General features: G+C 60.9%; 14 protein-coding genes. 8 read left to right on the forward strand and 6 right to left on the reverse strand.

Features of this window, described 5'->3' with window-relative positions:
* Positions 1–7: 7 nt before the first annotated feature.
* The 3 genes from petA to pepN all read right to left on the reverse strand — a co-directional run bounded on the left by petA (position 8) and on the right by pepN (position 4,143).
* Positions 8–601, reverse strand: a complete 594-nt coding sequence (gene petA / locus GRI58_RS03565; protein ID WP_160752192.1) for a ubiquinol-cytochrome c reductase iron-sulfur subunit — start codon at positions 599–601, stop codon at positions 8–10.
* Between the two features lie 207 nt (positions 602–808).
* Complete coding sequence (gene pgeF / locus GRI58_RS03570) at positions 809–1,483, reverse strand: peptidoglycan editing factor PgeF (protein WP_160752193.1); 675 nt, start codon at positions 1,481–1,483, stop codon at positions 809–811.
* Positions 1,484–1,488: 5 nt separating this feature from the next.
* Positions 1,489–4,143, reverse strand: coding sequence for an aminopeptidase N (pepN, locus tag GRI58_RS03575; RefSeq protein WP_160752194.1), 2,655 nt, complete (start codon positions 4,141–4,143; stop codon positions 1,489–1,491).
* A 52-nt stretch (positions 4,144–4,195) separates the two neighbouring features.
* Between pepN and GRI58_RS03580 the strand changes: the two genes are divergently transcribed.
* Entirely contained in the window at positions 4,196–4,996 is an 801-nt protein-coding gene (locus tag GRI58_RS03580; protein WP_160752195.1) for a Rossmann-fold NAD(P)-binding domain-containing protein, read from the forward strand.
* On the opposite strand, the gene GRI58_RS03585 is transcribed toward GRI58_RS03580, so the two are convergent.
* Both GRI58_RS03585 and GRI58_RS03590 read right to left on the reverse strand, forming a co-directional pair.
* Complete coding sequence (locus tag GRI58_RS03585; RefSeq protein ID WP_160752196.1) at positions 4,942–5,919, reverse strand: DMT family transporter; 978 nt, start codon at positions 5,917–5,919, stop codon at positions 4,942–4,944. The genes GRI58_RS03580 and GRI58_RS03585 overlap by 55 nt on opposite strands.
* A 10-nt stretch (positions 5,920–5,929) precedes the next feature.
* Positions 5,930–6,946, reverse strand: a complete 1,017-nt coding sequence (locus tag GRI58_RS03590; RefSeq protein ID WP_160752197.1) for a threonine aldolase family protein — start codon at positions 6,944–6,946, stop codon at positions 5,930–5,932.
* Positions 6,947–6,996: 50 nt separating this feature from the next.
* Here GRI58_RS03590 and GRI58_RS03595 point away from each other — a divergent pair, with 50 nt between their 5' ends.
* Entirely contained in the window at positions 6,997–7,287 is a 291-nt protein-coding gene (locus GRI58_RS03595) for a GNAT family N-acetyltransferase (RefSeq protein WP_160752198.1), read from the forward strand.
* 9 nt (positions 7,288–7,296) lie between these two features.
* On the opposite strand, the gene GRI58_RS03600 is transcribed toward GRI58_RS03595, so the two are convergent.
* Positions 7,297–8,466, reverse strand: coding sequence for an acyl-CoA dehydrogenase family protein (locus GRI58_RS03600; RefSeq protein WP_160752199.1), 1,170 nt, complete (start codon positions 8,464–8,466; stop codon positions 7,297–7,299).
* A gap of 464 nt (positions 8,467–8,930) precedes the next feature.
* On the opposite strand from GRI58_RS03600, the gene GRI58_RS03605 reads away from it, so the two are divergent.
* From GRI58_RS03605 to GRI58_RS03630, 6 genes are all read left to right on the forward strand, one after another.
* Complete coding sequence (locus GRI58_RS03605; RefSeq protein WP_237452067.1) at positions 8,931–9,926, forward strand: tyrosine-type recombinase/integrase; 996 nt, start codon at positions 8,931–8,933, stop codon at positions 9,924–9,926.
* 102 nt (positions 9,927–10,028) lie between these two features.
* Positions 10,029–10,511 carry a hypothetical protein gene (locus tag GRI58_RS03610; protein ID WP_160752201.1) on the forward strand — a complete coding sequence of 161 codons (483 nt, stop codon included), beginning with the start codon at positions 10,029–10,031 and terminating at the stop codon, positions 10,509–10,511.
* Positions 10,504–10,818 (forward strand): hypothetical protein, encoded by a 315-nt coding sequence (locus GRI58_RS03615; protein WP_160752202.1) that lies wholly within the window; start codon positions 10,504–10,506, stop codon positions 10,816–10,818. Before GRI58_RS03610 ends, GRI58_RS03615 begins: the two co-directional genes overlap by 8 nt.
* An 827-nt stretch (positions 10,819–11,645) precedes the next feature.
* Positions 11,646–11,843, forward strand: coding sequence for a helix-turn-helix domain-containing protein (locus tag GRI58_RS03620; protein ID WP_237452068.1), 198 nt, complete (start codon positions 11,646–11,648; stop codon positions 11,841–11,843).
* On the forward strand, positions 11,840–12,082 hold the full coding sequence (locus GRI58_RS03625) for a hypothetical protein (RefSeq protein WP_160752203.1): 243 nt from the start codon (positions 11,840–11,842) through the stop codon (positions 12,080–12,082). The genes GRI58_RS03620 and GRI58_RS03625 overlap by 4 nt, the downstream gene beginning before the upstream one ends.
* A 374-nt stretch (positions 12,083–12,456) precedes the next feature.
* Positions 12,457–12,777, forward strand: coding sequence for a hypothetical protein (locus GRI58_RS03630; protein WP_160752204.1), 321 nt, complete (start codon positions 12,457–12,459; stop codon positions 12,775–12,777).
* Positions 12,778–12,794: the final 17 nt, after the last annotated feature.

Here is a 12,794-nt window from a genome sequence, read left to right on the forward strand (position 1 = left end):
TGTCGTATCAGCCGACGGTGATCTTGGTGTCGGTGTCGAATTTATAGTCGGGAACCACGAGGTTCTTCGGCGCCGGGCCTTTGCGAATGCGCGCGGCAGTATCGTACTGCGAGCCGTGGCAAGGGCAGAAATAGCCACCGTAATCGCCGCGATTCTGTTCCGAGGTGATCCCCAGCGGCACGCAACCCAAGTGAGTGCACACACCCATGGTAATCAGCCATTCCTTGCGACCTTCCTTCGTCCGCTCCTCGAGCGTTTCGGGATCACGCAGTTCGGACAGCGGCACCGCGTCCGCTTCGGCGATTTCCTTCGGCGTAAGCTTGCGCACGAACAGCGGCTGCTTGCGGAAAACCGCGGTAATGCCCTGCCCGGCTTCGATCGAGGACAGATCGACATCAGTCGTACTGGCAGCAAGAACGTCCGCAGAAGGCGCCATTTGGCTGATCAGCGGGTACAGCACGACGAGACCGCCGACACCCGCAGCGCTGACGGCGGCGACATTGGCCGGAATACCGAGAACGTCACGACGACGAAGACCGCCAGAGTCATGATCGCTATCGTTCGTGGTCGAAGAGTCAGCGGTTGCGGCGGTGTCTGCCATCAGTCCCTTGCCTTGTCCTGCACTCACCGGACGGACGAGCCGGGTGTGCGCGAATCCCTGTGATCGGAAAGGACAACCCCTCCCCCCTATACGCCCCCCACACCCCATGTAATGCGCCGGGAGGACGCGATTAATCTGAGCGTCTAGCGGCTCAAAGTGGGGTTGCCAACCGCCATTTTTTCACCATCCCCCGCAACACGCTAAAGATTAGGGAAGTATTCCGATGACGCTGGTCTGTCGGCCACCGGTCGGTTCGCCGCGGTGAGTGGCGCGGCGATAAGAGCAAAATCGCGCCTCATCGACATAGGTATCGCAGGCGAGATCGGCATGTTGTTCGATACCGGCCAATGCAAGACGGGATTCGATGTAACCGGGCAGGTCGAGCTGATAATGCCCCTCTCGCCCTTCTACAAAGAACCGTTCGTTTTCAACCGCCTGATCGCAAAACCTTTCGCGCAAGCCCGCATCGACCTCATAGCTTTCCTGCGCAATGGTCGGTCCGATTGCGGCACGAATGCGCTCCCGTTGCGCGCCGAGCGCCTCCATGGCAGCGATTGTGTTTTCGACCACGCCGCCCAGGGCACCGCGCCAACCGGCATGGGCCGCAGCGACCACGCCCGCCGCCTGATCCGCGAAAACGACCGGGCCGCAATCCGCGGTCACTATGCCTAGAAGCAAGCCGGGCACATCCGTCACCAGTGCGTCGGCAGCGGGTGGATCACCGGCGAAGGGCTCGGTGACGGTCGCAACGTCTGCCGAGTGTACCTGGCGCAACAACACGAGCTGCGCGCCCGGCAATACCGCCTGCGGATCGATCCCTGCGCGAGTCGAGAAGCCGTGCGGCACCTCGCCCAGAACCGGTGCGGTGAGAAAATCACGCATTGCGGTTACCCGAGCGAACGCGTGACCTGTTCGTAGGTGTCGCGCGACAGCTTCGGTGCATCGGCGATCCGCTGCAGTTCAGCCTGCATCATGCCTGCACGTTTCGGCTCGATCCGGCGCCAGCGGCCAAGCGAGGGGACGAACCGCGCCGCGGTCTGGGCATTGAGCGGGTCAAGTGCGAGGATAAGGTCGGCGATCATCCGATAGCCCTCGCCGCTCGCTGCATGGAACCCATGAGGGTTGCCCGCAAAGGCCATGTAGAGCGAGCGCACCCGGTTCGGGTTTTTGAGCGTGAAATCAGGATGATCGGCCAGTGCCTTGACGTGCTCGACAACCTGCGGGTGGAGCGAGGACGCCTGGATCGCGAACCATTTGTCGATCACCAGCGGATTGCCTTTGTAGCGCTCGTAGAAATCGAGCAGCCGCGCTGTCCGTTCGGGCGAATCGATGCCGCACAAGGCCATCAATGCGCCCTGCCGGTCGGTCATGTTGTCGGCCCGGTCATACTGTTCGTCCGCCATCTGCGATGCGCGCACCGGATCGGCGGCGGCGCAATAGGCAAGCGCCAGCGATTTGACCTTGCGCGCCCCCTTGGCCGCTGCGTCCATTGCAAAGGGCACTGCCGCCGCACGTTCGTGCAATGCCTTGAAGCTGTCGCCCAATGACGCGCCAAGCTTGGCTTTGAGGGCCTCGCGTTCGGCATGGATCAGCGCCGGATCGGCAATCAGCAACTGCTCCATCAGATAGGTCACACTCGGCAACAGCATCAGCTCGCCGCGCATGAGATCGTCGAGCCGATCGTCGGTCAGGATCGCTCCCAACGCCTGGACTATCGCATCTTCAGCTTCGGTGCGGGAATTGTCGCCCTGAGTGCCGCCTGCCGCTTCGACAAGATGGCCAACCACCAGATCCTGCATTGCCTCGTAGCGCGCGAAGGGATCGTCGTCGTGCATGGCCAGAAACGCGAGATCTTCTCGCGCAATGTCGCGCTCGATCCGCACGGGAGCAGAAAAGCCGCGATTGAGCGACAGGACTGCATTCTCGGGCGCGTCCTCGATAGTGACCTTGGTCTCGGCACTGTCGAGCACCACGAGCGATTCCTTGGCCGGCTCACCTCCGCCCCGGTCGAACAGCGCAGTCTTGAGCGGGATCACCATCGGTTGCTTGGTATCCTGCCCCGGCGTGGGAGGGACTTCCTGCCGAAAGGTCAGCTCAAGTTTGTCGCCTGACCGCTCGCTGTCGAGCTTGATGCGCGGCGTTCCGGCCTGACTGTACCAGAGGCGGAATTGCTTCAGATCGAGCCCTGCGCCATCCTCAATCGCGCTGACAAAATCCTCACACGTCGCCGCTTCGCCATCGTGGCGTTCGAAATAGAGGTCGGTCCCTTTACGGAACCGTTCCGGGCCCGCCATCGTGCGCATCATGCGGATCACCTCGGCTCCCTTGTTGTAGACCGTGGCTGTGTAGAAATTGCTGATCTCACGGAAAGAATCGGGCCTGATCGGATGCGCCAGCGGCCCCGAATCCTCTGGGAACTGCACGCTGCGCAGCACGCGCACATCCTCGATCCGCTTGACCGGGGCAGAACCCATGTCCTGGCTGAACAACTGGTCGCGCAGCACGGTGAAGCCTTCCTTCAGGCTCAGCTGGAACCAGTCGCGGCAGGTGATGCGGTTGCCCGACCAATTGTGGAAATATTCGTGGCCGATGACGCCTTCGATCCCGTCATAATCTCCATCCGTGGCGGTTTCCGGGTCGGCGAGGACGTATTTGGTGTTGAAGACGTTAAGCCCCTTGTTCTCCATCGCCCCCATATTGAAATCGCTGACCGCGACGATGTTGAAACAATCGAGATCATATTCGCGCCCGAAGGTCTCTTCGTCCCATGTCATCGCGCGCTTCAGTGATTCCATCGCGTGTTCGGTGCGCGGCAAGTCTTCGTCGCGCACCCACACCGCCAGATCGACCTTGCGCCCGCTCATGGTCGTGAAGCTGTCCACGCGCGCGACCAGATCGCCCGCGACCAGCGCGAAAAGATAGCTCGGCTTGGGCCAGGGATCGTGCCATTCGGCCCAGTGATTTTCGCCCTCCTCACCACTATCGGTGCGGTTGCCGTTGGACAGGAGAATGGGGAACAGAGCCTTCGGTCCGCTCATCCGCACGGTGTAGGTGGACAGCACATCTGGCCGGTCGGGGAAGAAGGTAATCCGCCGGAACCCTTCGGCTTCGCACTGGGTGCACAGCATCCCGTTCGATGCATAGAGCCCCATCAACTGCGAATTGGCCGAAGGCGCCAGCCGCGTGACGATGGTCAGTGTATGGCTGTCGCCTGAGAGTGAGATGACGAGATCGTCGCCATCCATCGTGTGACCTTCGCAGTCGGCGCCGTCGCAATGGAGCGACACCAGCTCAAGACCATCACCGTTCAGACGGATCGTTCGCGAAACCTCGGCAACCGGATTGCGTTCGACCTCCAGCGTAGCGGTGACCAGCGTTTCGTCGAGGCCAAGCTGGAAATCGAGAAACGTATTCGGCATGCGCCAGGCGAACGGTTTGTAATCCTTGCGAAAGATTTCCGCTGGCGGTGCGGGGGTTTGGACTGGCGCGTCGGCCATTTCGGGGTTGCCATCGGGCGAGGCGGGGGTGCGTGCAATATCCATGAATTTCGATCTAGGGTTTTTCCTTGGGACGTCCACCCGCTAGAACGCGTGGATGGGCAATCTGTTCATTTTCGGGCTCGGCTATACGGCAAAGAGACTCAGAGACCTGCTGATCAGCGATGGCTGGCAGGTACGCGCCACCGGCAGCGCGGGCGATGTCGCCTTCGATGACAGCGCCGCCGTGCGCAACGCGCTGGCACAAGCAAGCCATGTGCTCTCCAGCGTGCCCCCGGGCGATGGCGGCGATCCGGTGCTTGACCGCTATGGCGATGCTCTGAGTCATCACTGGCTCGGCTATCTTTCCTCCAGCGGAGTCTATGGCGACACCGGCGGCGCGTGGGTGGACGAAAGCGCGCCTACGGGGACAGGGCGGCGCGTAGCGCGCAACGAGGCCGATGCCGCATGGCTGGCGCGCGATGCACGGGTGTTCCGCCTGCCGGGCATCTATGGCCCGGGCCGCAGCACCTTCGACCGGATACGCGCGGGCAAGGCACATCGCATCGACCTGCCCGGACAGGTGTTCAGCCGTATCCATGTGGACGACATCGCCTCTGCCATCATCGCCGCGCTGGAGGGAGACGCACCAGCCGGAGCCTACAATATCGCCGACGATCATCCAGCGAGCCACAACGCCGTGGTCGAGGAGGCCTGCTGCCTGCTGGGTATCGCCCCACCGCCGCTGCAATCTATCGAGGAAGCGGGGCTATCCCCGATGGCGCGCGGGTTCTACGCCGAAAACCGCCGCGTCGCCAATGGCAAGGCGCGGCGCGTCCTAGTATGGCAACCCACCTACCGCGATTACCGTTCGGGTCTCACCGCCATTCTGGCCGCGGAAGGCACAGACGCGCTCTGATCGCCGCCAGCCGGGGCGACCTGCCGTGCCCGCAGCGCAATCACTAGCCCGATCATCGCCAGCACTGCCCCTGCCATCGCCAGCCCGGTCCAGCGATAGCCTTCGAGCAGTGTCGAAATGACCATCGCGATCACCACCACCAGCACGCCATTATAGGCCGCCCGTCCCGCGCCGAGCTGGCGCACCAGCCCGTAGTAGAGCGGGAACGTCACCACCGATCCGGCCAGAGCCAACCATGCAGTGCCGATCCAGTAATGCAGATCGCTCGGAAACTGCGGAGCGCCCGACAGCACGAGCGCCAGCACGATGTCGATCGCGGTGCCATACAGCATCGACCATGACAGCAGCGTCGGCAGCGGCAGTCCCTTGCCCGCAGGCCCGGCCTGAATGACATTGGCGATCGAGGCCGACAACATCGCGATCAGCGCCAGCCCCGCCCCCCATGCGACGCTGCCCCCCAGCGGGGCGAGCCGCGCTTCATTGACCAGCAGCAGCCCGATACCACCCAGCGCGATGATGCTGCCGATGATGAAGCGCCGCGTAATCGGCTGGCCGAGCAAAATGCGCCCAAGGATGGCGTTCGGCACCATCATCATTCCGATCAGCAGCGCGACGATGCCCGAGGTCAGGTGAAGTTCGGCCATATAGACGAAGGTGTAGTTGCCGCTGAACTGGAACAGCCCCATCGCCAGTGCCAGCAGGTGCGCGGCACGCGGCATCGCCAGCCGCCGGTGCATGATCGCTGCCAGCAGGAACATCGCCGGGGTCGCCATCGCAAAGCGGAAGGCAATCGCCCAATGCGCCGATATGCCCGCGATCTGGCCGGTGATGACATACCAGGTCGACCCCCAGATCAGCGCCGTGAGCACGAAGGGGATCGCAATTCCCGGTCTCAGCAAGGCATGGGGTGCGGGTTCGGTCATGGAAGCGCGCTCAAAGGCTGGCGATCGCCTGCGCCAGAGCGCGTGCATCGTCATGCCGCGTGTTCCAGGCGGTGACGAAGCGCGCGGCATCATCGCCCCAATCGTAGAAGGCGAAGCTCTGCGCACGCAAAACCTCGCGCTCGGCGGGTGAGAGTGTCACGAACAGCTCATTCGCTTCGACCGGATGCATCAGGCGGTTGCCGCATGACCCGGCAATCTCCTGCGCAGCCGCGTTGGCTGCGCGCGCATTCTCAAGCCACAGATCGCCATCGAGCATAGCGACGATCTGCGCGGCGAGGAAACGCCCTTTCGATTGCAGATGTCCCGCGCGCTTGCGGCGGTAATGCGCGACATCGGCGAGAGCGGGATCGAAGAACACAATCGCCTCGGCGCTCATCCCGCCGTTCTTAACGCAGCCGAAGCTCAGCGCATCGACACCTTCGGTCACCGCGCCCGGCGCGCAATCGAGCGAGGCGACTGCATTGCCGAACCGCGCCCCGTCCATATGAAGCCCAAGCCCGCGCGCTTTGGCGAGGGTAGCAATCGCGCCGACCTCGTCGGGCCGATAGACGCAGCCATACTCGCTCGCCTGGGTGATCGAGACCGCGTGCGGCTGAACCTGATGCACGTCATCGCGAATAGGATCGATCACCGCCGTGATGTCATCGGGGGTAAGCTTGGCTGCTTCGCCTTCGGCCAGCAGCAGCTTGGCACCGTGGAGATAGAAACCGGGCGCGCCGCCCTCGTCCATCTCGATATGCGCCTCGCGGTGGCAAACCACCCCGCCATGCGGTTGGACCATCGTGGCAAGCGCAAGGCAATTGGCAGCCGTCCCCGTCGCCACCCACAGTGCGGCGCACTCGCGCCCGAACAGGTCCGAAAAGCGTTCATCGAGTGCCTGCGAAAGCGCATCTCCATCATAGGGCGGCGCGCTGTCGTCGGCGGCGCGCATCGCTTCCCACACGCGCGGATGGACCGGCGCGGCGTTGTCGGACATGAACGGGCGAAGCGGTGTCGAAGAAGTCATCGGGAACGCGTCTAGCCGAGCGGAGATTGGACGCAAGAAGGAGAAATCATATGGCCGATGTCACTGTCACCCATGAAGGCGATGACCAGAGCGGGCGTTACAGCGCGACGCTGGACGGAGAAGACGCAGGTCATCTCGATTGGATCGGCAGGGGCGAGGACGTCCGCGTTGCGACGCATACGCTCGTCCCCAATTCAATGCGCGGCAAGGGCATCGCGGGGAAACTGGTCGATGCGTTGATCGGCGATGCCAAAAGCGAAGGCTTCCGCATCGTGCCTCAGTGCTCCTATGTCGAAGCGCAGTTCAGACGCCACCCGGAATGGGCGAGCCTGCGCGCCTGAGGCAAGCCATCAGCGCCGCTGGTCGAAGCGGCGACCGACCATTGCAGCAGTAATATTGGTCTTCTGCACATCGATTGCCCCGCCCGCGATCCCCCAGGCGAAACCGTCACGCACGCGCTGCTCCATTCCGTAATCCTTGTGATAGCCATAGCCGCCCATCACCTGCATCCCGAGCGCGGTCACCTCGCGCACGATCTCATTGGCGAAGCATTTGGCGACGCTGCTTTCGAACACGCCGGGCAGGCCATTGCTTTCATGCGCAGCGTTGGCCGCAGCACGATAGATCAGCAGCCGCGCCGCCTCGACCTTCATCGCCATTTCGGCCAGCTTGAGCTGGACTGCCTGGAAATCGACGATCGGCTTGCCGAAAGCCTCGCGCTCCTGCGTATAGGCCAGCGCCTGCTCGAGCGCGCCCGCCGCCAGTCCCAATGCCTGTGTGGCATTGCCACAGCGTTCAAGCCCGAAGGCGCTCATCAGTCTGCCGAAACCACCGGCGCCGATGACGAGGTTCTCCTTGGGCACCGCCACATCCTCGAAACTGATGTCGCGCGTGGCGATACCGCGAAACCCCATCAGCTCCTCGCGCTTGCCGAAGCTGACCCCGTCCTGATCGCGGTCGACGAGCAGCGCACCGATCCCCTTGGCCCCCGGCGCATCGGACAGGCGGCAATAGGTGACGTAATAGCGTGAATGCCCTGCACCACTCGTCCAGCGCTTCGTACCGTTGAGGATGAAGCGATCCCCGTCCTCGCGCGCGTGGGTGGTCAGATCGGTCAGCGCGGTCCCGGCGTCGGGTTCGGACATCGACACCGCGACCGTCGCCTCGCCAGCGGTCACTTGCGGGATGATTCGTGCTTTCAGTTCGTCGGTGCCAAACCGCTCGATCGTACGCACCGGCCCGACCAGTGCCTCGAACACCGGAAATGCGACCGCGTTCGACACCATCGCGAACTGCTCGAGCACCAGCAGCGCCTCAAGATGGCCGAGGCCGAGCCCACCATATTGCTCAGGCAGGTTTACGCCCAGGAACCCAAGCTCGCCATAGCGGCGAACCATATCTGCCGGGACCGAGACGTCCTTCTCCTCCAGCTCGCGCGCCAGCTCGATCAGCTCTCCGCGCGCAAACTTGCGCGCCGCCTCCTGCAACTCGCGTTGCTGCTCGCTCAGCTGAAAATCCATGGCACCTCTCTCCTCAGTTTCGGAGGGATGCAGGTTTTTTCGTTTGGCCTCAAGCGTCGGCGCGGGCGTCCGCCCGCGCTGGTACTCGAAGCCGTCAAAAACAAAAAATGGTGCTGCTGGGGAGGATTGAACTCCCGGCCTCACCCTTACCAAGGGTGCATTTCCGCATATCTCCGCACACCCTCGCACAGAAAAATATAGCATTTTCAACGATTGCTGTTTGCGCTTGTGCAGATTCGTCCACCCATGTATTCCGTACTTTTTCCGTACTCGGTCATTTGGAGCCCTGAGCGTTGGCGTTGGATCTCAGCAAAGTTGGCAAGCGAAACGAGTTAAAACCTCGGCGCGAGCCTTATTGGCAGCGCCTACGCAATGGGTGCTTCCTTGGCTTTCGCCCCTCCAAGTTGAGCGGCGCCGGTACATGGATAGCCCGTGCCTACAATCCCGAGTCGAACAGGTACTCAATGAAATCGCTCGGCGACTTCGGCACTGTTGCGCCGAACGAGCGCTTCGCTCTTGCTAAAATCGAGGCCGAGAAGGTTGCCGACCTGATTGAGTCAGGAGGACAGGTTCGTCGCAAGATCGAAACCGTCGCCGATGCGTGCAAAGACTATCTGCGAGAAAAGCCGAACAAGATCGCTGAAGGCGTATTTCGTCGCCATGTTTATGATGATCCGCTGGCGCGTGTGAAACTTGATAAGCTGCGCCGCCATCACCTCAAGGAATGGCGCAAGCGCTTGGAAGATGCGCCTGCGGTAATCAGTCGACGCAAGGATGGCGAAAAGCGGGTGAGGCAGCGCGCGCATTCCACCGTCAACCGCGATATGGCCCCCCTCAGGGCCGCTCTGAATATGTTCTTAGCCCCGGGAGCACCAGGAAGCGAAGCTGCTTGGCAGGAGGCCCTGAAACCCTTTGAGAAGGCCGACAAGCGGCGTTTGCTCTATCTTGATAAGGCTCAACGCAGATTGCTGCTGGAGCATGTCGAGGACGACGCTGCGCCATTCATCAGAGCGCTGTGTCTGCTTCCATTGAGGCCCGGAGCCATGGCGTCACTAGTTGCTGGCAATTACGACAAGCGGACCTCGGAACTCACTATCGGCCACGATAAGGCAGGCGGTGATCGGCGCATTCTCCTGCCTGCGGCGGCGGCGACTCTGTTCGCCAAGCAAGTGAAGGGTAAGCTTCCAGCCGCTCCTATGTTTATGCGCTCAAGCGGCAAGCCATGGGATCGCAATACATGGGGCGATGCCATCGAAAAGGCAGCGAAGTCAGCCAGTCTGCCAAAGGGTACTACCGCTTACACCCTGCGCCACAGCACCATTACCGATCTGGTGAGCGCCGGCCTGCCTCTGCTCACAATCGCACAGATTTCCGGCACCAGCGCCGAAATGATTGAACGTCATTACGGGCACCTTGCCCGCGATGCAGCTTTGCAAGCGCTGGGAGAGCTGGCGCTATGACATGAATTTCAACGGGCATTCGGCCCGATGAAGGCGGGTCGGCAAAGGGATGGAGCCCCAATGCCGACCCTCACCACAACCGACTGAAAAGGAGTCGATGAAATGGCTAGCAACCCTTTAGGGACCAGTTCACGCGTCGTCACGCTTCCCAATACAATTCCTCCAGCGCCTGCAGTGATGCGGATACTAGATCGCTTCAATCGCGATGAACTTGGTAATGCGATCGAAGTGCTTGTTGCGCTGCTTGATATTTGGGACGGCGAGCCGGACGATGAAGTAACTGAAGCTGAGGATGATTTTCTCGATCGGCCTAAACGCCCTTGGGATCGCCCTGGCTGCGACATTGCAGATCCGGGCGAGAACGCATGGATTGAATGGGACCAGTTGCGTCATCGCCATCGGCGAGGCCCCAATATCTCCAGCGAAGATGAAAACGCCGAAGATGATGATCCGGCAGGCCAGTATGATGAGGACACTTATTCTGGCCCCCGCCCAAAGGGGTTCGGCCCCGGATGCGATATTTCGGACCCTGATTGCGAACACGACGGAAGGGAGCACGACGGCAGGGGGTTAGATAATGTCTGACTGGCAAACAGCGTTCGACGCATTCGAACTCGCAAAGCATGACATCAGCGATGAGGTGCTTGGCGAAGATTATGCGGATGCGGAACTAAATTTCTACGTCGACAACTACGATTTAGCCGTTCGACGCTTGTTGCTTACCTCGGCTCCGAATTGGCCGTCTTTCATCCAGAAACTCGAAGTGTTCCGCGAGGATGAGGCATATCAACGCATGGGGGGCTCCAGTCTGTTCGATGTGCTAATTGCGGATGCCCGAAGATTAGCGGGCGAGCCGGATGGATCGCAATTTGTAAAGCCAGTCCGCAACTGATTTGATCGAACAGCCGGGGATAGGGCGACGGCCTGACAAGTGCGACACACCCGCTCGCATTTCCCCGGTTACTATTGTGGGTCCGCAGGGGTGCGGTGATGACAACTCCGAAAGGCACAATACCTTTCAAGCTATCTAGGTATCGTGCTGAAAAATTAGCTGATTGGCTGGATCGATATCGACCAGAACCGAGAAGTGCCCTCAGCGGTGCCGAGCTCGGGGAAGCTGGACGATTGGCGGCTGACGAGGCTGACCGCCAAGCGATCCTCGCACTCGCAACATCGCTCAGAAGAAAGCACACTGGGCGCCCGAGAAGTCCGGTTTCAACTTACTTCTTGCCTGTGAAAGGGCTTATCTTGTTGAACTCACCAAACGCCGCCGTGACATGTCCTCGAAACCTTCGTCCTGTGATGTGGGCAATTCACGCTCGTCTATCAGCGAAGCGCGGCGCTAGGTTGAGTCCAGAACAAAGGCGCCAAAATCTCAAGCATGGTGGCTACGCGCCGGAAACCGTCCGAAAGTATCAATGGATGCTTCGAACAGGGCGTGCCGAATTGGCGAAATCGAGTCGTGGCCTTCATGCATTCTCGCCTGAAAGTGAGTCGGAGCGAAAGAAGCGTATTCTGCCAAGTGGCATCACGTCATTAATGCTCGCGACTGCTCAATTTATACGACGCGGCTAGTTTTGCCCTTTTTGCGCCACGGACAGCGCAAAGCATATCAACCAACATGCACGCACAGACCCGCCCGGTGGCGATTTGTGCAGCGATTCAAAGCCTGAATCCAAGCCCATAAAACCGCCTCCGGACAACCAATGGAGGCATACTATGGGTACTGCTGCTGCCACAATGCCAAGCGAAAAGCTGGCTTATCGGATTGACGAAGCTTGCCGAGCAATCGGCATCGGTCGGTCAAAACTCTACGAACTGAATCGCGAAGGCAAGATCAAGATCGTCCGGCTGGGTGGTCGAAGTGTTGTGCCGGTCACTGAACTTCGTGCGCTTCTCGAAAGGGAAGCCGCATGAGCCCGCACCGCACATGGGTTCGCAAGGTCGACGGTCTCGGTTTCGAGGTCATGACCGATTGTCCAATACGTGGGCGCCGTCACGAGGCTTTCCGCTTTCATGCGGTCGATGCGAACGGCATCGCAGAGAAGCTTCACAGCTTTGCGCAAGCGACTGCGCCGACCGTGTTGGGCGCTGGCTGCGCAAACCCGCCTGTACCGGTCATCGAACTGTGGGGAGGCGACAATGGTAGCGCCTGAAAAACGAACGCCCGCACAGGGCGGGCGTCGTGATCTTTCTTGGCAGGCGGATCACGACTTTCAATACATCAAGTCGATTCCTTGGGCAAGTCTTCCTCCAATGTTGGCATTGCACCTTGGCGAGGATTTCCTGAGCGGCTGGGTCGCAAGGAGGGGGTCATGAAACGCGTTTTCAATGGCCAGACTTACACCCTTGCTGGCGAGGTTCCTCATCGACGGCGCGATGGGTCAATGACCACACTGCGCCGTTGGATTTCATGCTGCGCAGAGTGTGGCGCACCGTTCGAAGTCCTGACCCCTTCATCGTCTCGCAAATTCGAGCCCAATCGGCGTTGCCAGAAGCATAAGCGCCCCGGCCAGAAAGTGAGGGTGGCATGAACGCGCCAGCCAAACTGGATGACATCCAGACATTCATGGGCGAAATCCCTGCAGAGGAATATGAGCGTCGTACTCAGCTTCGCAGCTATCGCAATGCTGCTTCAGCAATGGTCTCGATCGCCAAAACCGAAACAGCGATGCAACTCGCTTGGCTGGTCGTCGATCGATTGACTCCATGGTTGTATGCGCCAGCGTCGACCGCTGCACTCGATGACCTTCTGCTGTTGTGCAAACGGCTGATGGCAGCCGCATCGCAGGTTGAGAATATGGACCTTTTCGGGCCCGGCGCCATTCCGGTGATCGGGGGTGCGTCATGAACCTGGCGGAACAGCAG

Source organism: Qipengyuania algicida, assembly GCF_009828025.1.
In the GTDB taxonomy this organism is placed as follows: Bacteria; Pseudomonadota; Alphaproteobacteria; order Sphingomonadales; family Sphingomonadaceae; genus Qipengyuania; species Qipengyuania algicida.